This window comes from Paenibacillus xylanexedens, assembly GCF_007680605.1.
In the GTDB taxonomy this organism is placed as follows: Bacteria; Bacillota; Bacilli; order Paenibacillales; family Paenibacillaceae; genus Paenibacillus; species Paenibacillus xylanexedens_B.
The window spans coordinates 2,664,071-2,683,911 of record NZ_VEIO01000001.1; the positions used below are offsets into that span (position 1 = coordinate 2,664,071).

The 19,841-nt window shown below is 44.2% G+C and carries 21 protein-coding genes and 1 tRNA gene; 6 read left to right on the top strand and 16 right to left on the bottom strand.

Annotation, left to right across the window (positions count from 1 at the left end; genetic code table 11):
* Nucleotides 1–13: 13 nt before the first annotated feature.
* Nucleotides 14–1,423 carry an NADP-dependent phosphogluconate dehydrogenase gene (gndA, locus tag FS818_RS11815; protein WP_145331945.1) on the bottom strand — a complete coding sequence of 470 codons (1,410 nt, stop codon included), beginning with the start codon at nucleotides 1,421–1,423 and terminating at the stop codon, nucleotides 14–16.
* A 212-nt stretch (nucleotides 1,424–1,635) separates the two neighbouring features.
* Here gndA and FS818_RS11820 point away from each other — a divergent pair, with 212 nt between their 5' ends.
* Nucleotides 1,636–2,241, top strand: coding sequence for a suppressor of fused domain protein (locus tag FS818_RS11820; protein WP_145331946.1), 606 nt, complete (start codon nucleotides 1,636–1,638; stop codon nucleotides 2,239–2,241).
* Between the two features lie 139 nt (nucleotides 2,242–2,380).
* Here FS818_RS11820 and FS818_RS11825 read toward each other — a convergent pair whose 3' ends face one another.
* The gene (locus tag FS818_RS11825; RefSeq protein WP_145331947.1) at nucleotides 2,381–2,980 is read right to left on the bottom strand and encodes a hypothetical protein; all 600 of its coding nucleotides are present in this window, start codon (nucleotides 2,978–2,980) and stop codon (nucleotides 2,381–2,383) included.
* A gap of 371 nt (nucleotides 2,981–3,351) precedes the next feature.
* Complete coding sequence (locus FS818_RS11830; protein WP_145331948.1) at nucleotides 3,352–4,662, bottom strand: MFS transporter; 1,311 nt, start codon at nucleotides 4,660–4,662, stop codon at nucleotides 3,352–3,354.
* 177 nt (nucleotides 4,663–4,839) lie between these two features.
* On the opposite strand from FS818_RS11830, the gene FS818_RS11835 reads away from it, so the two are divergent.
* Complete coding sequence (locus FS818_RS11835) at nucleotides 4,840–6,315, top strand: aminotransferase class I/II-fold pyridoxal phosphate-dependent enzyme (RefSeq protein WP_145332866.1); 1,476 nt, start codon at nucleotides 4,840–4,842, stop codon at nucleotides 6,313–6,315.
* Between the two features lie 217 nt (nucleotides 6,316–6,532).
* Here the strand turns inward: FS818_RS11835 and FS818_RS11840 are convergent, their stop codons facing one another.
* The 8 genes from FS818_RS11840 to FS818_RS11875 all read right to left on the bottom strand — a co-directional run bounded on the left by FS818_RS11840 (nucleotide 6,533) and on the right by FS818_RS11875 (nucleotide 15,017).
* Nucleotides 6,533–6,853: a DUF1292 domain-containing protein gene (locus FS818_RS11840; RefSeq protein ID WP_145331949.1), complete on the bottom strand. Its 321-nt coding sequence runs from the start codon at nucleotides 6,851–6,853 to the stop codon at nucleotides 6,533–6,535.
* A gap of 98 nt (nucleotides 6,854–6,951) precedes the next feature.
* Nucleotides 6,952–7,506, bottom strand: coding sequence for a copper amine oxidase (locus FS818_RS11845; protein WP_145331950.1), 555 nt, complete (start codon nucleotides 7,504–7,506; stop codon nucleotides 6,952–6,954).
* A 201-nt stretch (nucleotides 7,507–7,707) separates the two neighbouring features.
* Nucleotides 7,708–7,908: a hypothetical protein gene (locus FS818_RS11850; protein ID WP_090923786.1), complete on the bottom strand. Its 201-nt coding sequence runs from the start codon at nucleotides 7,906–7,908 to the stop codon at nucleotides 7,708–7,710.
* A gap of 244 nt (nucleotides 7,909–8,152) precedes the next feature.
* Nucleotides 8,153–8,572 carry an organic hydroperoxide resistance protein gene (locus tag FS818_RS11855; RefSeq protein WP_090923686.1) on the bottom strand — a complete coding sequence of 140 codons (420 nt, stop codon included), beginning with the start codon at nucleotides 8,570–8,572 and terminating at the stop codon, nucleotides 8,153–8,155.
* 241 nt (nucleotides 8,573–8,813) lie between these two features.
* A complete protein-coding gene (locus tag FS818_RS11860; protein WP_145331951.1) occupies nucleotides 8,814–10,523 on the bottom strand; it encodes a CotH kinase family protein in 1,710 nt (569 codons plus the stop codon).
* A 155-nt stretch (nucleotides 10,524–10,678) separates the two neighbouring features.
* On the bottom strand, nucleotides 10,679–12,910 hold the full coding sequence (locus FS818_RS11865) for a M1 family metallopeptidase (protein WP_260989832.1): 2,232 nt from the start codon (nucleotides 12,908–12,910) through the stop codon (nucleotides 10,679–10,681).
* Nucleotides 12,911–13,069: 159 nt separating this feature from the next.
* The gene (locus FS818_RS11870) at nucleotides 13,070–14,695 is read right to left on the bottom strand and encodes a recombinase family protein (RefSeq protein ID WP_145331952.1); all 1,626 of its coding nucleotides are present in this window, start codon (nucleotides 14,693–14,695) and stop codon (nucleotides 13,070–13,072) included.
* Nucleotides 14,696–14,945: 250 nt separating this feature from the next.
* Nucleotides 14,946–15,017: transfer RNA gene (locus FS818_RS11875), tRNA-Val, on the bottom strand.
* Nucleotides 15,018–15,213: 196 nt separating this feature from the next.
* On the opposite strand from FS818_RS11875, the gene FS818_RS11880 reads away from it, so the two are divergent.
* The 3 genes from FS818_RS11880 (at nucleotide 15,214) to FS818_RS11890 (ending at nucleotide 16,678) form a co-directional block, all read left to right on the top strand.
* Complete coding sequence (locus tag FS818_RS11880) at nucleotides 15,214–15,495, top strand: hypothetical protein (RefSeq protein ID WP_145331953.1); 282 nt, start codon at nucleotides 15,214–15,216, stop codon at nucleotides 15,493–15,495.
* 350 nt (nucleotides 15,496–15,845) lie between these two features.
* On the top strand, nucleotides 15,846–16,289 hold the full coding sequence (locus tag FS818_RS11885) for a GNAT family N-acetyltransferase (protein ID WP_145331954.1): 444 nt from the start codon (nucleotides 15,846–15,848) through the stop codon (nucleotides 16,287–16,289).
* A 152-nt stretch (nucleotides 16,290–16,441) separates the two neighbouring features.
* Nucleotides 16,442–16,678, top strand: a complete 237-nt coding sequence (locus FS818_RS11890) for a DUF3892 domain-containing protein (RefSeq protein ID WP_123062846.1) — start codon at nucleotides 16,442–16,444, stop codon at nucleotides 16,676–16,678.
* 105 nt (nucleotides 16,679–16,783) lie between these two features.
* Here FS818_RS11890 and FS818_RS11895 read toward each other — a convergent pair whose 3' ends face one another.
* From FS818_RS11895 to FS818_RS11910, 4 genes are all read right to left on the bottom strand, one after another.
* Nucleotides 16,784–17,065 carry a LexA family transcriptional regulator gene (locus tag FS818_RS11895; protein WP_145331955.1) on the bottom strand — a complete coding sequence of 94 codons (282 nt, stop codon included), beginning with the start codon at nucleotides 17,063–17,065 and terminating at the stop codon, nucleotides 16,784–16,786.
* Entirely contained in the window at nucleotides 17,049–17,276 is a 228-nt protein-coding gene (locus tag FS818_RS11900) for a hypothetical protein (RefSeq protein WP_090923691.1), read from the bottom strand. The genes FS818_RS11895 and FS818_RS11900 overlap by 17 nt, the downstream gene beginning before the upstream one ends.
* A 154-nt stretch (nucleotides 17,277–17,430) precedes the next feature.
* Nucleotides 17,431–17,760: a DUF3889 domain-containing protein gene (locus FS818_RS11905; protein WP_090923692.1), complete on the bottom strand. Its 330-nt coding sequence runs from the start codon at nucleotides 17,758–17,760 to the stop codon at nucleotides 17,431–17,433.
* 57 nt (nucleotides 17,761–17,817) lie between these two features.
* Nucleotides 17,818–18,132: a hypothetical protein gene (locus tag FS818_RS11910; protein WP_145331956.1), complete on the bottom strand. Its 315-nt coding sequence runs from the start codon at nucleotides 18,130–18,132 to the stop codon at nucleotides 17,818–17,820.
* Between the two features lie 291 nt (nucleotides 18,133–18,423).
* Between FS818_RS11910 and FS818_RS11915 the strand changes: the two genes are divergently transcribed.
* Nucleotides 18,424–19,326 carry a manganese catalase family protein gene (locus tag FS818_RS11915; RefSeq protein WP_145331957.1) on the top strand — a complete coding sequence of 301 codons (903 nt, stop codon included), beginning with the start codon at nucleotides 18,424–18,426 and terminating at the stop codon, nucleotides 19,324–19,326.
* A gap of 180 nt (nucleotides 19,327–19,506) precedes the next feature.
* Here the strand turns inward: FS818_RS11915 and FS818_RS11920 are convergent, their stop codons facing one another.
* On the bottom strand, nucleotides 19,507–19,800 hold the full coding sequence (locus tag FS818_RS11920; RefSeq protein ID WP_145331958.1) for a DUF6809 family protein: 294 nt from the start codon (nucleotides 19,798–19,800) through the stop codon (nucleotides 19,507–19,509).
* Nucleotides 19,801–19,841: the final 41 nt, after the last annotated feature.

Here is a 19,841-nt window from a genome sequence, read left to right on the forward strand (position 1 = left end):
TATGATTTGTAGATTACTCCATCCAGTTGTGGTGGAAGCTTCCTTCTTTGTCGACACGTTTGAACGTGTGTGCGCCGAAGTAGTCACGTTGTGCTTGTAGCAAGTTTGCTGGCAAACGTTCTGTGCGGTAGCTGTCATAGTAGGATAACGCGCTGGAGAAACCTGGTACCGGAATACCTTGTTTCACCGCAACAGCAACCACTTCACGCCATGCATCCTGGTAAGTTTCCACGATATTTTGGAAGTACGGATCAAGGAGCAGGTTTTTCAGGGCTGCATCTTTGTCGTATGCTTCCTTGATGTTTTGCAGGAACTGTGAACGGATAATGCAACCGCCGCGGAAGATCATCGCGATGTTGCCGTATTTCAGATCCCAGCCATACTCGTCGGATGCGGCACGCATCTGTGCGAAGCCTTGGGCATAGGATACGATTTTACTTGCGAACAACGCTTTGCGCACGCTCTCGATGAATGCTTTTTTGTCACCGGAGAATGCTTCTGCCTCAGGTCCGTTCAGGATTTTGCTTGCAGCGATACGCTCGTCTTTCATCGCCGACAAGAAACGGGAGAATACGGATTCCGTAATCATGGACAAGGGTACGCCGAGATCCAGCGCGCTCTGGCTTGTCCATTTGCCTGTTCCTTTTTGTCCAGCGGCATCCAGAATGACATCAACCATTGGTTTGCCTGTTTCTGGATCGTATTTGGAGAAGATATCCGCCGTGATCTCGATAAGATAGCTGTCGAGTTCGCCTTGATTCCACTCTGTGAAGATTTCATGCAATTCCTCTACCGATACATTCAGTACCGATTTCAGCAGGTGATAGGCTTCACCGATCAATTGCATGTCACCATACTCAATGCCGTTATGTACCATCTTCACATAGTGTCCGGCACCGTCTGGTCCGATATATGTACAACATGGGTCGTCACCGACTTTAGCTGAAATGGCCGTCAGGATCGGTTCCACCAGTTTATATGCACTTTCTTGTCCGCCTGGCATAATGGAAGGTCCTTTCAGTGCACCTTCTTCGCCGCCGGATACGCCTGTACCGATAAAGCGAATACCTTTGTCTTCCAGTTCTTTGCTACGGCGAACCGTGTCAGGGAAATATGCGTTTCCGCCGTCAATGATAATGTCGCCCTCATCCAGGTGAGGCAACAACTGCTCAATGGTCGCATCTGTAGCTTTACCTGCTTGTACCATAATCAGAATTTTACGCGGGGATTCCAGGGAGGCTACGAATTCTTCAATGGAGAATGTACCTGTCAGGTTTCTGCCCTCGGCTTCTTTCAGCAGGTCATGTGTCTTCTCTGGGGAACGGTTGAATACCGATACTGAAAATCCTCTGCTTTCAATATTAAAGGCCAAATTTTTACCCATGACTGCCAGGCCGATTACGCCGATTTGTTGTTTTGTCATCTGGTCCTCCATCCTTTACTCCAATTAATTTTATTGAAAAAAAATCTCAACAATACACCCATTTTAACGGTTTTATGTATGAAAGTGAACCCCGCTCCCTAGCCAGGCAGCGAGAAAATGCTGTAATCTGCTCAGGTGTTCATCGTATTTTCATAAAATACGTTATTATAGTAGTAGCAACGAATCATCATCAGATTTGGAGGAGTTAGCGAATGAGCTATCAGCAACTTTCAAACGAGGAACGGTTTTCACTGGATATCCGAAGAACTTACCTTTTGGGGATGTATATGAATGAATGGGGCATGCCTGAGAGCAGAATCATACTTTCCAAAACAGAGCGACGCATTCATGTGGAGATCTACTATTTCCCTGCAACGTTGCAGTCTGAGATCTCCCGGTTTGTCACTGTAGGTTTGTCTGAAGCTACCCGCCCTTCAGGGGAACGAGTCTCCGCAGAGTGGATGCTTGCGCTACCTTCCGATTTAGGCGGTGTAAATGTAGAACGTGTCAACACCTACTTGGCAGATATCATTACGCATCATATCGAAAATACTCCGAATTCGGATATCCCGCGTGTGATGAAATCAAGTCCGCTAGCACCCACAGAATGGAATGCGACTGCCTTGTTAATTGACGAGTTGCGGGGAGAAAACGAAGCCCTAGAACTTATTCACATTGGCCAGAAGACAGTCCCTCTGTTGTGGGTCATTCCGATCACTGCTAAAGAAGCAGATTTAATTCTGGAGCAAGGGATTGAGGAATTTGATACTCATATAGAGAGTTCGGACTATTCCATTATTGATCCTCAGCGTCCGTAGACGAGCGGAAGAGTACAAGTCCAGAGATTCAGAATCCAAAACTAACGCTCTCCCTACATATCAAGGGGCTGCCCCTCGTCCGTTAATGACCTTTGGGAACAGCCCTTTCAACAAAAACGATGCTCAAACACGCTTGGTCTCATCCTTCCAGCATCAGCAGATGCCCGGACAATCGCTGCAGCGCTTCACGGCAGGCGTTGGCCTTCTCTGTATTGTCGATCTGCACAGCATTATACAGGCGCTCCAGTTCATCATCGATCTCCATACGAAGCAGCAGTAGCCGTTCTTCGCCTTCGCGCGAGAGGAACATTTCTTCCATCTCTTCCGCCGTAGGCGCAGGTTCTTTTTGAAAAATAACCCGTTGCTTGAATCCCGACACTTCCACCAGACGGATGACTTCACCAAACAGAATATTCTCTACCGTCATCTGCTGATCCTTGAAGCGTTTCACCACAGCATGGCCGCGTGTATCCCCAATCAGTTTCTCCAACCACTCTGCGAGCTTGGCATCCTTGATCAGATAATCTCCTGTCATTTTATAATTCCCACTGCGTGTTTGTTGAAAACGGAGCTTTACCAGCTTACGTCCGGTGCGGACTGACAGGATAAAGAAGGATTCGTCCTCGCTCCAATATAGTGAATACCCCTCACGAATTAGGTCTTTGATTAGATTTTGGATATGCCGACGGTTGAACCGCAGCTCCAGATTGCAATATTCAACTTCATAACTCTTGTTCACGGCACTCCCTCCATCTGTACCGGATCTGCTCCGGCCCTCATGTTTCAAGCGCTTGTGTTACATCGGCTTACCCTATTTTATACTTCATTTTATGTAAGGGTACTTGGTTATTTGACTATTTTTCACGGAATACGAATCCGAATTGAAGCTTTCCGCAGATGCACAGGGGCAAGCCCCCGGTAATTCATCGTGATTCGAATCTTTTCTGCTCCAATATGTACAAGTGACAAAATCATGATCATTGTGTTATACAGCCGAGAAACCCACTTCATTTGCACTAATTGACGACCACCAGGCATTACAACACATCAGAAAAAAGAAGATCCTTAACCCTGATCAGGGTTTATGGATCTCCTTTTTTCTGTCCTTCATTATCCAGCAGGTGCGGTACGGTAAGGCTTGCGCGCCAAAACAAAGTGAACGACGAAAAGTCCTGCCATCACAAGAGCGCTCGCGATAAAGGGAGCAGGATGACTGATGTGATCCCACAACAACCCCGACACAATCGGACCAAAAACCATACCCGAACCTTGCAATGTAAGGAAAAATCCCCATATTGCTCCGCGTTCCCCTTCTGGAATCAGTGTGGCAACAAATGCATTCCAAGCCGGAAGAATCATCGCATAACTGACGCCGACAAGCATGACAATGCCAAAAACAACAGGAATGGCTGTCACTGTCGCGAAAACAAACAAACTTGCTGCCGCCATCAAAAACCCGATATTCAGGAACGGCTTCGTACCGAACTTGTCCACCATTTTCCCAACGGGAAGCAATGCGATGACGGTAATTCCTCCTCCTGCAATGAGCAGCAGGCTGTACAGATTAGGTGAGATATTCAGATCTGTTCGTGTATACAGCGTAATGACAGGGCTGAGCAGACCAATCACAAATGACTGCATAAAGAGAGCGGGATAGACCAGCGGATTAACGTTGAGCGTGCTGCGCACACGATGTAATGTACGCTTTACGCTCTGTTGCAGCCGAATGAACGGGGTAAGAAGATTCGGCTTGGCTGGATATTTCTGATTTGCAGACATCAGGCCTTCTCCAGCATCTCCCGCTTCTGCTGCTTGCCCCCTTTCGACCACAACACGGCCCGGAAGAATCATAGCAACCAGGATGACCAGAATTGCACATCCCATGAGGATGAGAAAAATTGTTCGGTAATCATGATCGGTCCGCTCCAATAGCCAGTTCATACCGACAGGCCCGAGCCCCGTGCCTCCCAAAGCCGCCATTTCCAGCGCACCCATCGCTGTTCCGTTTTTGTTCTGCGGGCCTGACATCGCAGTTACTCCCGTCATTGCGCAGGGCCACAAGGGTGACGTACCGATTCCGAGAATGAGACAAGCCATAGATAGTCCAACGGCACTTTTGAGAAAAAGAATCATGATAACGGCAATCAAAGTACAGATCAGAGCTGTTACCATCGTGGCGCGGAAACCGATTCGTTCCGCTGCCCAGCCTGAAGGGGCTCTAAACAGATTATCTCCCAGATACTGGAGAGCAAATGCTACGCCGATGACGCCAGCAGACAACCCCAAAATATTATCCATATATACGGGAAGAACGGCGACCAGTAGTGCCCCCTTAATGATCTCCACCAGAAAAAGTGTCAGCCACATCGCGATAAAAAAAGGCGATCTCAGGATCTTGGCTGGTTTGATGTCGGTTTGCATTCTTTTTCCCCTTTCAAGGTTCATTTACCCGTCCTCTACACATAGTGTAACCGGGGACATGACAAGCAAATCTCACCAATTCAAAAATTTGTCGTTCATACCGCTTGCATTCAGTGCTTATTTTGCTATACTCATCTTTGTTTACCATTTTACTTAGGAAGGGTTGTGACAGCACTGATGAATCACCACCGTACGCCGCTGTTTACCGCTTTGAAAAATCACGCGGCACTCAATCCCGTACAGTTTCACATTCCGGGACATAAAAAAGGATTGGGAGCGGATACCGAATTCCGTGAATTTATTGGCGATAACGCCTTCTCCATAGATTTAATCAACATCGCACCACTCGATGACCTGCATCAACCGACAGCTGTCATTCGGGAAGCACAGATGCTTGCCGCAGATGCCTTTGGAGCCGATTATACCTATTTTAGTGTACAGGGTACAAGCAGTGCGATTATGACGATGATTCTATCGGTATGCGGACCTGGGGACAAAATTATCGTACCCCGCAACGTACACAAATCTGTCCTGTCCGCCATTATTTTCTCAGGAGCCAAACCCGTATTTGTTTCTCCTGCACAGGATGTTAACCTTGGCATCGATCACGGTGTAACCATCCAATCGATTCGTCGTGCGCTTGAGCGCCACCCGGATGCCAAAGCTTTATTGGTCATTAATCCAACCTATTACGGTGTATGTACAGACCTGAAGTCCATCGTAGAGCTGGCTCACAGCTATCAAGTGCCCGTTCTGGTGGACGAAGCACACGGGGTACTTATTCATTTCCATGAGGACCTGCCGCTGTCTGCAATGGCTGCTGGAGCTGATATGGCTGCTACAAGTGTGCACAAGCTTGGTGGTTCGATGACACAGAGCTCCGTGCTGAATCTGAACACCAAGAACGGGTTCGTCAACCCACAACGTGTACAGACCATCTTGAGTCTGTTGACATCCACGTCCACGTCATACGTATTGCTTGCATCGCTGGACACCTCCAGACGTAATCTGGCGCTCCATGGTCATGAGATTGCGCAAAAGGCCATTGACCTTGCTGAGTTTGCAAGGCGTACGATCAATGACATTGATGGCTTGTACTGTTTCGGCAAAGAACTGTTAGGCACAGAAGCCACTTTCAATTATGACCCAACAAAAGTCACGATTCATGTGCGCCATCTCGGCATTACAGGCTACGAAACCGAGAACTGGCTACGTGAGCATTATAATATCGAAGTAGAGCTTAGCGACATGTACAATATTCTGTGCCTTATCACGCCAGGTGATACAGATGACAGCGTGAATATCTTGCTTAATGCGCTACAGGATTTGTCCCGTACTTATTATCAGGTCAATCCGGCGCATGAACTGGTTGTCAAAGTTCCAGACATCCCTCAGCTGATGTTGACCCCGCGTGATGCTTTTTACGGAGATACTGAGGTCATTCCTTTCAAGGAATCCGCTGGACGCATTATCTCCGAATTCATTTATGTGTACCCGCCAGGTATTCCGATCCTGCTTCCGGGCGAGGTAATCACGCAAGAAAACATTGATTATATCATTGATCATGTCGAGGTCGGACTGCCCGTTAAAGGACCCGAAGACCGTAGCGTTACGAACGTCAAAGTCATTGTGGAAGCTGACGCCATTTTCTAGAACGGGATTCAGGTATGAGATGAGAGCGGGAAAGATACGCGAAACTAAAGAATTTGAACATAAAGCTTGCACTGAAAAGGACCGGGTCTAACACCTGGTCCTTTTTGATTTTCATTTTTTGTGACTCTCTGTCTCCGCACCGGCCCGACAATCCAAACCAACGACAAAAGACCCCCTGAGATTCAAGGAGTCCTTGTGTCCTATTCCAAAAGAATGACTATTCTTGGGAAGCAGCAACCAGTTCGTTGTATGCCGCTTCAACACGGTTCCACTCTGCTTCGTCTTCAATATTGTAGAGCACCATTTCCTCGTCTTCTTCTTCCATACGCAGGATGATGCCGTCAGCTTCAGGATTGTTGCGTTCCAGCAGAAGTGCATAAACGTGATCTTGCACGTCAAACGTTTCTACCAAAACCATCTCCACGTCTTGACCGTTCTCATCAGTCAATGTGAGAAGGATCTCTTCGTGCTCATGATCGTGATCATGGTCGTGACCGCAACCGCAGTTATCTCCATGCTCGTGTTTGTGATCGCTCATTGTAATACCTCGCTTCATCAATAGAAAATGTGTAACCCTGCATATCGTAACATGTTCACAGAGCCAGGTCAATTTAGAGGGATAGCGTTTATTCGCCTTTAGTCATTCAAGGCTGTAATGATTTTTTCGGCGACCAGAACATAGTTGCTGTTTGCATTTTCTTTAATATGAAAACCGACCTGGTATTTGCCAGCACGACTAAAATCATAAGTGAAATCATACGTACGGAACCAGAAGTTATCCTTCTGTGTAGTCAGATCCTGAGCCTGGATATCCTTTACCTGACCGCTCGGGTCCGTTATGGTAACTTTCACGGCAGTCACATCGGTTGTGAGGCTATCGACCTGTGAGAACACATTAAATTTCAATTTGCCCACATTGACGTTCCCAAACACAGTGTCTCCCTTGAAGAGAAAAATATGTACGTTCGGCTTGATCACCGTTACTCGCTTGTTACTATTGTCCCACCGAGCAATGCCTCCAGCCTCTCTTACAGGTACATAAGTCGTTCCATCAATCAAATAACCACCGTCAGACGCTTCCTTGCCGTTAATGAGCACACGAATCTTCTCGTTCACAGAGTCCGCAAATAATAAAGACCCGCCCAGCAAGGAGAATACCATGACACACAGCAGCACTCTTTTCCATTTCATCCCGTCAATATACCCTCCCTTGCTGTTAGCTTGTTTGTAGATTTATACTGCGAACGGCTCCACAAAGTTGCGCTGTTTTTCATCATTTTTCATTTTTTATCCAAAATATTTACCACGCTCTGGTAAACACAAAAAAAGGCTACCCTGTTTTCAGGATAACCTATGGTGTCGCATTTTATATATACGCCATTAGACGAAGTATCATGAAGATACGTGGCGAGTGAGGATACAGGGAACCCCTTTGCCAACCGCCCCGCCTTCTCTCATTCGTGCAGCATATTCCGTCCCTCGTAAGCAAGGTGTCTTGCAGCGTTCACATACATCGGATGTGACCAGCTTCATGGATACACGCATCTTGTCACTTTTTAACGCGGGAGCTTTCTTTCCTTTTGCCTTTGCCATCACGGATTCCCCATTTCCCATAATGCTGACTGAATAGTGCATCATATGGGGAAACGCCCAATTGTGTGCCTACCTTAAAAAACGTATTTAAATACTAAAAAGATAACGAATAAAATACCACCGAGAATCAGCCAATTGCTGATCTAACGCGAAGCAAGTATAAGCCAAAAACCTCCGAGTCTTCGGAGGTCTTTGGCTATTGCATTTATCTAATACTAAATGGAACGTTACGAAACCTGTCTGCTTACGCTTGCTCCACTTTAACGTTAACATTACCTTTGATCGCTTTGGAATAAGGGCAATATTCATGTGCAAGTTTCACAAATTTTTGTGCCGTTTCTTCATCCAGACCGAGAATTTTCACTTCCAGCTCAACATCCAGCTTTACACCACCATCTGCCGGGTCCGCTACCAAGGCAACCGTTGCAGATACTGTGCTGCGTTCAATCGTTACATTGTGCTTTTTCAATTGAAATTCCAACGCAGAGTTAAAACATGCACTGTATCCTGCTGCAAACAGTTGCTCCGGGTTAGTCGCTGTTGTTACTTGACCTCCAAGTTCAGGGGGTGTAGCTACATCCATCATGAATACGTTATCCGGGGATTGTACGATCCCTTGGCGTCCACCTGTATTAATAACTGTCGTTTCATATAGAGTTTTCATATTAAAATTCTCCTCTTCCGATTTAAAGTTTGTTATATGGTTTGAACATGTTTTCTTTTAACTTGTTTACAAATTGATTGTACACAATTAAATTAGGTTTGTAAATAGTTTTTTGAAATAAACAAATGAAATTAAAAAGAGCCACCTTGTAAGGTAGCTCTCTATATACTGATATCAGCCTAAAACATGCATGCGTTCATCCCATTATTTAGCTACGAAGGACAAGTCGGGCAACTGAATCCTATTTGGTTGTTTCGGATTGCTCCGTTTTTTCACTCTGTTGATTTTGATTACCGGAATTACGATTGAACCCTGAGCCTCCGAATCCACCCCTCATTCCGTTTCCTTTGAGACCATCTCCCAATTTGGTTAGATCAACGGAAGATGCATCAATCAGTTTATCCGCACTCGCCTTTTGCCCTTCCGTAGTGGAAGGAATCGTTCCATCAAGCTGTCCTTGAATGCTCTCGGCACGTAACGTGCCTAATTTAGTCAATTCAGTAACAGCTTCTTTATACTTGTCATATGTCACAAACGCTGTAGCATCATTTTTAACGTAATCCGTAATCAGATTGTTTAACGTCTGTACCGTCTGCTGGAATTTTCCGTTTGCAAAATAACCATCAACGATCTCCTGCAAGTATTCATGGTACTTCGCTTTGTACTCAGGAACCTCCAGCAACTTGCTTAGAATCGGCCGTTCTTCCATCGTTACGCCTGATAACGGGGTATCAATGGCAAGATTGACCACATCGGATGCGGAACCTGCCTGGAATCCACCAAAAGCCATATTGTAGTCCCATGGCAACATACTGATCTTGCCGTTATTCTCGTATAAATAATAGTTATGCCCCATATTGGATGTGTAACTATCCATGTTCACAACCACATTATGAGCCGCAAAATATTTGAGCACAGCATCCACATCTACATATTTCTCAAGATCGGTGCCGGCATTTAAGTTTTTGAGTGCCTCAACCACACGTTGTTCATCTTCTTCCGTCGTTTTGGTCTTTGCATTATCAAAAATGCCAGCATAACTGGACACTTTATCATCCGTATACACTAAGGATACGCCGTTCGTGCCGCCATTCATTCCACCGCCTCTTCCGAATCCGCGACCACCCTCCCCGCGAGTGTTGGCAGTCTGAGAGTTAGCATCGCCTGTTCCTGCACCTGTATCACTTGGCGGTTCCATGCCTTCAGGAGGCTGACGGTCTCCCATCCCTCCCACATCCCCTTCTGCTGGCGGGTTCCCCATTCCCATTGGATTTCCCATTCCGCCCGCTCCCATATTGCCATCGTTATTGGGCTTGTAGATTTCTCCTTCACCATTCTTCGCGCGTGCCAGATATCCGCTGTCTATGTCTTCAACAGCCAAATATAAGCCCCACGCCTTACCGTTGACGTTAATGTTGGCAAAAGAAAACAGCGGTGCATCCACTCCGATAAAACTCATGATGTCATAGCTGAGATACTCTTTCATATAACTGGCGTCAGAAATCATATTATTCACGACCATTTTGTCGAGACCATTCCAGGTCTGCCCTTTGACGTATTCGTCAAACTTGATTTTGAAACTATACCGATCCGTTGTATCGTCTCCTGCCACTTGTCTTAAACTTGAGTTTCCTTTAGCTCGAATGCCTACATCTTTAATCGTTGTTCCGTTAATCGTTACATTTGCCTTGATATAGTTCTCCTCTGTTGCCGTATCCAGCATTTCCTGCCATACATCCTCATCTACATCAATGGAGAAAGACATCACTTCCGTTTTATTAAAGTTTTGTGCGTAATTCACCGTTTCCGTCTGAACTTCTGTGGATGGGTTCTCTGTAGTTGTAGTCGTTGTTGTTGTTTGCAGAGCTCCACTCTCATTGCTACAAGCCGCTAATAACATCGAAGCAATCACTGTAGTTGCTATAACATTTCGCCATTGGTTGTTTATCATGCCATTTCCCGCCTTTTGTTCTCTTTTAAATTCCTGCTACAGAGAAGTTTAAAAGAGAAACCTTAAATGGAACTGAACAGGCAAAAAGAGCCACCTTATAGGCGACTCTTTATTAACATTTCTATTTTTATGGTTCTATTTTATTGTAAAATGTATCATTCGACTTTTTTGCTATCTTTCAATTTACCGTTGCCATCCAGCTCATAGGATTGGTAAATGTCATTAGAGAGCGTTAGAGATTCCAGAATCTTCTCCATAAAGGACGCTGAAGCCTTGTCACTGAGATGGTCGCCATTCCAATAGTAATGAATCATAAGACGATTCTGATTGTATGGATGTTTAATGACATATGCTCCCGAATGTCCAGATACGTTCATGGCCTCTTTCCAGTCCAAACCGATATCACTTGCCCGGACCATCATATTTTTTTTCAAAGCTTGAACCAAGCCATTCGACTTCGCATTACCAACAAGAATGAGGTTACTACTGCCAATCTCACGTTTCAGCTTCTGCTTCAACTGTTTTCGATCCCGAACTACATTGTACTTCATGCCAAATACATCGAAAATCTGAGTTAACTGGCTGGCCGCTTGTTCCTGTTGTTTCGCCGCTTCTTTGCTTACTTGATCTCCAAGTACAATGGTTAACGGCTCTCCTCGGAAGGACTTTTCCATTAAACGAATCATCACTTCGTAAGGCAGATCGGGAACGTTGTTCACCACTCCTTCATACTGCGGCTGATAGACATCATGCATATATGCTGCAAGTTCCTTCTCAGACATTTGATATTCTTGCTTAAGCTCAAATCCCGGTTTCCTTAAAGCGTTTTCCATGTCCTGACGCTGTTCTTTACCAAGCACATCCTCAATGGTACCAAGTAATCCATCTATTGTAGCGTTTTGGTAGACAAAGCGATGAAAATATTCCTTCATAAACGCATCAAATTTGGGTTCACCAACAGAACGGTATAATTGATATATGGCCTGACGACCCTTTTGATAAAATACATAATCAGCCATTTCTCCTACTTGTTCATTCGTTGAGGCGATTGGCAGATCAATAGGTGATGGATCAAGCTGAATCGATCTGAAACCTCCCAGCTTATTGCCCTGCTTTTCTAAAAAATACACCGTGGAGAACTCGGCAAAACCTTCATCCAGAAAGGATTCCGTTTCTGAGTTGTTCCCGATCAAAGCATGGAACCACTGATGTGCAATCTCATGCACAAACGTGGTATCGTTTTCTGGTAATAACTCCGCAGCACGCTCCGGCATTTGGATTAATCTTGAGTATTCAACGCCAAAACCATCCACATAAGTTTCAATAATCCGAAATTCGGGATACGGATATTTACCATATTTCTCATTGTAAAAAGCGATGACTTTAAATGCATAATCGATGTATTTGTCCACCGCCGCTTTTTTGGCAGGGTCATCATCCGAATAAAAATATTCCACGGTAAGACCATCACGCGTCTCACGTTCTACCTTTAAATTAGGACCAGCAAAAAAAGCAAATTCTCTGGTGTTCGCAGCATGTGATGTAACCACTTTCCGCCCTTGTTCAGCACTGTCTTGGGAAGTAATATCTCCCGGCATGACCATCTGATATAACTCAGGCACATTGAACTCAACATCGAAATCCGATGAGGTATAGTAATCACTCTCGAATGAAGTGCTGTACGGTGTCTTGTTCCATTGATGCGTGTTCTCGTCATACACAGACATCACCGGAAACCAATGTGCTCCGTTGATCTGATCCTTATAATAAGATACTCGCTGCATACCATAAGGAATATCGAGTAGAAAATCTATCTGGAAGGTAATCGACTGACCCGGTTGCAAAGGTGCCTTCAATTGTACACGTAATGCCTGATTTTTCTTATCGAAGAGGAGCTTCTCCCCTTGTTTCGTCACTTTCACAATATCCATTCCGCCCAAGAAATCTGATGCTTTCTTTTCCGGGTGTTCTTTGGCTATTTGCTCATTCTGGCCTGTATACATGATCGTTTGTGTTGCTTTGGATCGATTAGCATCTGCATAGGTATGCATGACCAACTCTTGAAGGGTATCTTTGCTCGTATTCAGGTAGGTCACGGTCTGGCTACCCTCTATTGTCATGTTTTTTTCGTCCAGACGTGCTTTGATCTGGTACTGAATCGGGGATTGATCTTGAGACATGGCTTGTTGTGAGCGCATGCGAAAAGCCTGTTGCATCTGGAACGTGTTCTGTGTTGTCTCAGCACTGGCAGTTAAACTGTCCCCCTCCGAGGAGGTGGCATACGTAGTATGGATGAATGAGGATGTTGTGAGCGCCAGCACCAGTGTGCTTAGTACGGCCTTTTTAATCACGTTTTTGTTAGTAGATCGGGTTTTGGAAGCGTGCATTTTCTCTCTCCTTCTGTTGTACGTTCTTAACTACAACAATAAGAGATCAACCTTACGTTGAATTTAGGTTTGGTTTAAATTTTGTTTAAAAATAAAAAAAGAAGTCCTGCTATGCAAGACTTCTCACATATGATCAGTAGTGCACTCCACTCCCCTGTGTCAACTCCCTGAATATTTACTTTCACTCGATGAATGTCCCAAGATTTCTTTAATTCTACCCTTAATCTCTACGGAGATTTTCTCTTTGCTGACGTAAATAACATCAATTAGTGTACTTAACATCATTTTCTTCTTTTCCATTGACGCTTCATCAAAAACATCTTGCCAAACCGGAATATACTCCATTAATGTTTCCAGTTCAGACAATTCAATCTTTTTATAGGATAGTATTCTTTCAGTTTCATTCATTTCATTGGTAGTTTGCGTAATCTCCAATTCCTTCTTCTTGATAAGATCATTAAGCATCTTTGGTTTGAAGGCGCTTTTGCCCATAATTGATTTGGGGACTTCGGCGTTAAGAACAGATAGCTCATTATAATGTTCTTCAAGTATACACTGTAGCTTCTTAATTTTTTTCTCTTCCTCATTTGATATTTTCTTTTTGATCAAAACTATCTCCGAACTAAAATCTATTGTTTCGAGTTGATTTAAGTGACTATTTACTTGCTTCATTACTTGTCTCTCAACCATCTTAGTCGAGAAAGTAGCTTGACCGCTACAATCGGTTTTCCCTTGTAATTTTCCGGTGCACCGATAGCTTTTATTTTGATTGTATCTAAGTATTTCTCCATTTGCAGCCTTATATTTATTCACAAATGTTGTTGAAGTTAGCCTTGAGTTACAACACCCGCATCTCGCTATTCCAGTTAAAAGTAAACTTCCTTTTGTGCTCATCGGCACGGAATTATCATTGTTTTGCTTACTTTTGGGATTCTTTTTTTCTCTAATATCTTGAGCTGAATTCCACTCTTCTTCGGATATTATCATTAATTCAGGTATAGGTTCAGAGAATACGGCATCTCCCGATCCTCTCCTGTATCTCATTATTCCTTTATAGATAGGGTTTTTAAGTATGACATTCACAGTAGCCGCACCCCACTGTTTAGCCTTTCTTGTGGGAATATTCTCTTCGTTCAACAATTTAGCTATCCTTAGTTGTCCGTATCCTTCGTCTAGTACCAGTCGGAACATCCTTTGCACAACCAAAGACTCTTCTTCGTGTATTACTAATTTAAGCAACACCTTGCCCTTTTTATTAAATTTGCCGGAATCAACACTTCTATACCCGTATGGTATACCGCCACCTCTAAATATGCCATCTTCCACCATTTGCATATGCTTTTCGTTCACGCGATTAGAAGTTCTTCTACTTTCTCCGCTCGACTGCCAGAATCTAAGATAGTTCATCACCCTATCTGTATTTTCTTCAATTTTTTGCTGCCCTTCTATTACAGACCACATTTCAATTCCTCTGTTTACAAACCACTCAAGTACAAATGGTGTCTCATCATCTTTTCTGCCTAATCTATCAAACATGAATACTAGCAATACATCGAATAATCCATTTTCAGCATCATCTTTAGCCTGTCTAATTACATCTCGGTTGGAAGCAGATACTTTAAAACCTGAGACTCCTCTTTCAGAATATTCTTTTACTAACTTCCATCCCTCCTGCTTTTCAATCATTCTTCTACAAGCTCGCTGCTGCATTGGTATATCATTTCCATCCAACTGTCCTTTTGTAGATACACGATATAGGGTTGCAACGCGTTTAATTTGCTTCAATTAATTCACCACCATATCTTTTTTCTGTTATATATTTTAGAACTCCCTATTGCTACTTTTACAATTAACTAGTACTTCAATTATAGCATTAAATCAATAAGACATATTAAAGACCACCCCATATTTTTGTAGGTAGTCTTCTGGTTCGTACCATATACAGTTATCTTGGATAATTTTTTCATTTCAATTAAGATAAAGCAAAAAACAGCCGTTTAGAGGCTGTCTTGGCTGTGAAATATTGTTTTATGTATAGGACGAGTGGGGATCGAACCCACGACCCTTACCCTGTCAAGATAATGCTCTCCCGCTGAGCTATCGCCCTTCATTAACTAGATTATATACAGTTACAATTAATGACTCATTTTGCCACCTCATATCTAAATCAAACTCGAATGAAGTAACAGTATCATACCAAGTAAACGCGTTCATTGTCAATCATTAAATTGGTTTTAAATCATCCATATTGGAGCACAATAATGGAAAGATTACGATATTCTGCATGAGGAGAATGTATAATGATGATGAATAAAAATACTGACCAATCGCTTAATACACGCCATAACAATAAACAACTTAATAAATACTGGAAGCTCACTGCTACTCATGTTGCTGTTTTGCTCCTTCTCGCCTGTACCTTAACCGGTTGCAGGCTGGAACGGGACGAGCATACGGTACAATTTCAGCAATTGCAACAACCGAATGAACAAAATGAATCGTTGCCTGTCTGGATGGACGTCTACTCCAAATCCGTAAATCAAGAGGTATATTCCCCTCAGGGAAACAATGAGTTTTTGCCTTAAGTAACAGAGTCAGATCAAAAGCCTTGACCAGAATCATTTATCCGCTTGTATCGATATATTTAAGTCAGTTCAAAATCCAATCAACCCTGTCCTTAACCTTACCCATCAGGAGTATATACTCACTCTTCTTCATCCCATTTGCGTGAGTATGCCTTCTTGGTCACATAGTATAACAAAGCGATCATGCCCGCCGACATAAGCAACGTAATGGTCATAATAGCCGCCATTCCCATAACTCTCCCCCTCCTTCAAAGCCCCAATATGTACCAAACTTAACTATACAGGAAAAGCATTTTTTTGTATAATGCAGTCTGAACTTGTGCGCATGGAGCAGAAAGAAGGAATCGAATTTGGCAGCAGAGATAAGTTATGTCACGACAGAAGAAGAATTGAAGCAAGCTCTTGAGATTCGCCGTCAGGTTTTTGTCATTGAGCAACAGGTGCCCGAGGAACTTGAAATAGATCAATACGATGTTATCAGTCCTGATGTGCATCATGTATTGCTTCATACTGATGGGCAGGCTGTCGCAACAGGTCGTCTGATCTATTACAGCAAAGATACGGCCAAAATGCAGCGCATTGCTGTTCTGGAGTCCTACCGTTCGTTCGGGTATGGACGTGTGCTCCTGTTAGCGATGGAGGAGCTTGCTCGTGAGCTTGGATTAACCTATTCGCTCCTGGATGCCCAGTGTCAGGCGCAAAAATTTTACGATAAACTCGGTTATGAAGTGGTTTCGGAGGAACCTTTTTACGATGCCGATATCCTGCATGTCCGTATGAGAAAAAGCTTGTAGGCCAGCACAACTCAACAACACAGGCGCTATATACATTACGTAGCTATTCTCGGAATGTGGAATGTTGCAAAGAATGCATACTTCTCGCGAGTTCGGACAGGCTAACAGGGTAAACCTATTCCCATTTGGTCATAGAAGGAGAGTGTGACATGATGGATCAGACAACACGCGAAACATTCACAGCAGTACAAAAGAATGGTGACGGTGACTTGACCGCCTTCCAGACATCGACAGGCCGTATTCTGGATTATCAGCAAGCGCTGAACGAAGTAAAATCCGGGGCAATCGCTGGTGTGAATGTATTCAAAGGCAAAGACGGAGAAATGTATATTCGCGGCGATGCCGACGGCGACCCGACTAACAACCTTGACCAGCTTCCGAATTTCTGATAAATGTATTCTCGATATAACGCCAATCCTTACGGATTGGCGTTTTTGCTGTAACTTCTGCAGAAGTCTGCTACACCTGGGCGTACTATTCGCTCCTCAACGGAATCAGTAATCCGTGAAATATTTTACTGCATTGCCAGCAGGTTGAGTTTTCCGTACGGGCTTGGGTTCCTGCTCCCAGGCCTGCAAAATCTGTATACTTTCCAGTGTAGATGGTTGAGGCCAGGAGATATATCCTTTCTGTTCAAGCGCTAGCAGTGACTCTCGAATGTGCGCCGGGTTGCGCCCTGTCTTGGTTTCCAGTTCATCCATACGTGGAATTCGCCGCTGCTGACCTGCATAGTTGACCATAATACGAAGTATTTTACGTTCAAAGTCGTTCAGCATACTTCAGTTCTCCCTTCCGATTCCGATCCGTTACAGGGCGCCATGCCAGAATATTTTGCTCCAGAAAAGTCCGGGGTACCCCTTCCATGCCATCAGATGCCCGAATTACTCCGCCTCGCATGCTGTTGATTCGAATCTGCCGCTGTGTAATCTGTCCCGCGCGATCCATGTACACAAGCTCCACCATCTGGCCAACATATTTCCCAAGCATGATCATCCCTCCGATAAGAACATTTGTTTGTATTCATTATTATATGCGAACGTAAGTTCTTTATTCAATAACAAAAAAAGGAATTCCAAAAAAATAAAAACCAGACATACTCCGGGCAAGACGGAAGTCTGGTTCTTCAGGGGAAGATCGAATCTTAGTGACGATCGGATTCAGAAAATTGCACTGTTTTTAACTGTTGCGTATTCGGATTAAAATCGACATTAACATAAACAGCAAATTGCTTGCCGTCTTTGGCTCGAACCCACAGCTTGAACTGCTCTCTGGACTGATTCGCGCTCAGTGAGGAGCGACCGATATGTTTGTAATCCAGAATGTCGACATTGTACTTCGTTTGGGTTTCCTTCACAGCGATGATGCCCCATTTCGCATAATCGGGAATGTTGCTGCTTGCTGCCGAAATGGTCGTTGAGATGCCAGCGAAACCTAGAACAAGCGTCAATATCGTTATCATAAGCACTCTCATGCATTTCACTCCTTGGGAGAATGTGTTTGCTGATATCGTGCCCGTTCGGATTACATTTTACACCCAGATTCGCAAAATCCAGACCGCTGGCAACAGCCAAAATGGAACAACCGGCACCAGTTTAACCAATGGATCAACCTCGGAAGTATTACTGAAGCTCATCCCCCAATCCCCGGAAAGTAAATGCTGCTCTGCGTGGGACTCCTCTGTAGGTTCTAAACCATACTTCTCCATGAGGATTTGCCTTGTTTGTTCATCCACCTGAACATCGTTCCCCACACCGCTTGCTACGACATGTGCAGTGTTTATGTAAGTGAAGAACATCATTAAACTCATCATTGAGCATACGATATGTACCCATCTAAATCTCATATGTCTGTATTCTCCCTTTCTACTTCGAATCCATGATCTAAGATCAGCACAACACTTAGAACAACTTGTCTGATTGTACATAATAATTGTGAAAATGGAAATACCAAACGGTGAACCATTCAACACGTTCTTCAAGCAGGCGTAGCAAATAGTACATGCCCCTTTAGACCCATTTCATAGTTTATATGTTTAAAAAATCCATATCCCGTGTAATGGGCTTTGACTGACCAAGCTAAATCCAACGTCCGCCCGAGTCCATTTTCACCCCATATTCGAGGAGGTTATATCTGTATGTTCAAACGTCTGGATGAGATTTTGATTGAAATTCCCAACGTCGAAAAGCCTGATCCCAATGCAGCAGCAGCTATACAGGAATTGCTTGGTGGTAAATTTGGAGAAATGTCCACACTGAACAACTACCTCTACCAATCCTTTAATTTTCGCTCCAAAGAAAAACTGAAACCATTCTACGACCTCGTCATGAGTATTACGGCCGAAGAATTAGGACATGTTGAGCTGGTATCCCATGGAATTAACCATTGTCTCCGAGGATCAACCGAATATAAAGAACCTGATCAGACACCGCTCGGTTCCGTCAAGGATGCAAGGCTATCGTATCATTTTCTGGCAGGTGCACAAGGCGCGATGCCTTTTGATTCAATGGGCAATCCGTGGACAGGCGCCAATGTCTTCAACAGTGGCAATCTGGTAGAGGATTTGTTGCATAATTTCTTCCTCGAATGTGGAGCCCGTACGCACAAGATGAAAGTATACGAAATGACCGATCATCCCGCAGCTCGCGAAGTTGTCGGTTTCCTGCTCGTACGCGGCGGTGTGCACGTGGTGGCGTATGCTAAAGCGATTGAAATTGCGACAGGTGTCAATGTCACCAAACTGATCCCGATCCCTTCTCTAGATAACAAAGCCTTCAACGAGGCTCATAAATACGAAGAAAAAGGCGTTCACACCAAGCTGTACACTTACAGCGACCAAGACTTCAATGCCATCGACCAGATCTGGAAGGGTACACATCCCGAAGATGGACAACCTCTGGAAGTCATTCAGGGCATCCCTCAAGGTTTTCCGATCCCTGAAGCTCCGGCGGTGGAAGAAGAGTTTGCGCCAGGCATCTCACACGAGGATTTCAAGGAGATTGCGCGTCGTCTGAAGATGGCGGGGAATATTGCGGATTAAGTAGGCAAGTGTTCGGCTGAGGGTGTAGAATGTTGTTTCCCTAGATAAATTGTAAACTCTAATGCTTCTAAGTATAATTAAAGCCCTCACCCCAACTGCTTGAACACAGAGAAGGTTTGAGGGCTTTGTTATAAACAATTTTATGTTCAATTTATGATGCAAAATGAGTATGTTTTAAGTCTAGTTAAACTCCAACACCGATTCCTCACGCTGACTCATGACTTCAATCAGCATGTTAGCGCCTAGACGAAAACCTTGTACAAACGCTGCTTCCGTATGCATCCCCTCACATCTACCACATAAGTCAAATAACTGTTCAAGCTCAAGAAATTCATTCTCGCTTAAACGATTCTTCCACTGCTCTGTCAGAGTTGCAATCTGCCGCCCTAACGCTTGGTATTCAGGATGTGTCGGCATCATCATCTCATCCGGGCGAAGTCGTCCATTATATAATGCTTCTAATATCGAGTTCATGCGTATCCTCCTATATATCTATTCGCACTCGACTTGAATGA

Bases quoted from the DNA above. Each gene is read 5' to 3' on its own strand.
- gndA (WP_145331945.1), bottom strand. From the start codon at position 1,423: ATGACAAAACAACAAATCGGCGTAATCGGCCTGGCAGTCATGGGTAAA.
- FS818_RS11820 (WP_145331946.1), top strand. From the start codon at position 1,636: ATGAGCTATCAGCAACTTTCAAACGAGGAACGGTTTTCACTGGATATC.
- FS818_RS11830 (WP_145331948.1), bottom strand. From the start codon at position 4,662: ATGCAAACCGACATCAAACCAGCCAAGATCCTGAGATCGCCTTTTTTT.
- FS818_RS11835 (WP_145332866.1), top strand. From the start codon at position 4,840: ATGAATCACCACCGTACGCCGCTGTTTACCGCTTTGAAAAATCACGCG.
- FS818_RS11840 (WP_145331949.1), bottom strand. From the start codon at position 6,853: ATGAGCGATCACAAACACGAGCATGGAGATAACTGCGGTTGCGGTCAC.
- FS818_RS11845 (WP_145331950.1), bottom strand. From the start codon at position 7,506: ATGAAATGGAAAAGAGTGCTGCTGTGTGTCATGGTATTCTCCTTGCTG.
- FS818_RS11850 (WP_090923786.1), bottom strand. From the start codon at position 7,908: ATGGCAAAGGCAAAAGGAAAGAAAGCTCCCGCGTTAAAAAGTGACAAG.
- FS818_RS11855 (WP_090923686.1), bottom strand. From the start codon at position 8,572: ATGAAAACTCTATATGAAACGACAGTTATTAATACAGGTGGACGCCAA.
- FS818_RS11860 (WP_145331951.1), bottom strand. From the start codon at position 10,523: ATGATAAACAACCAATGGCGAAATGTTATAGCAACTACAGTGATTGCT.
- FS818_RS11865 (WP_260989832.1), bottom strand. From the start codon at position 12,910: ATGCACGCTTCCAAAACCCGATCTACTAACAAAAACGTGATTAAAAAG.
- FS818_RS11880 (WP_145331953.1), top strand. From the start codon at position 15,214: ATGATGAATAAAAATACTGACCAATCGCTTAATACACGCCATAACAAT.
- FS818_RS11890 (WP_123062846.1), top strand. From the start codon at position 16,442: ATGGATCAGACAACACGCGAAACATTCACAGCAGTACAAAAGAATGGT.
- FS818_RS11895 (WP_145331955.1), bottom strand. From the start codon at position 17,065: ATGCTGAACGACTTTGAACGTAAAATACTTCGTATTATGGTCAACTAT.
- FS818_RS11900 (WP_090923691.1), bottom strand. From the start codon at position 17,276: ATGCTTGGGAAATATGTTGGCCAGATGGTGGAGCTTGTGTACATGGAT.
- FS818_RS11905 (WP_090923692.1), bottom strand. From the start codon at position 17,760: ATGAGAGTGCTTATGATAACGATATTGACGCTTGTTCTAGGTTTCGCT.
- FS818_RS11910 (WP_145331956.1), bottom strand. From the start codon at position 18,132: ATGAGATTTAGATGGGTACATATCGTATGCTCAATGATGAGTTTAATG.
- FS818_RS11915 (WP_145331957.1), top strand. From the start codon at position 18,424: ATGTTCAAACGTCTGGATGAGATTTTGATTGAAATTCCCAACGTCGAA.
- FS818_RS11920 (WP_145331958.1), bottom strand. From the start codon at position 19,800: ATGAACTCGATATTAGAAGCATTATATAATGGACGACTTCGCCCGGAT.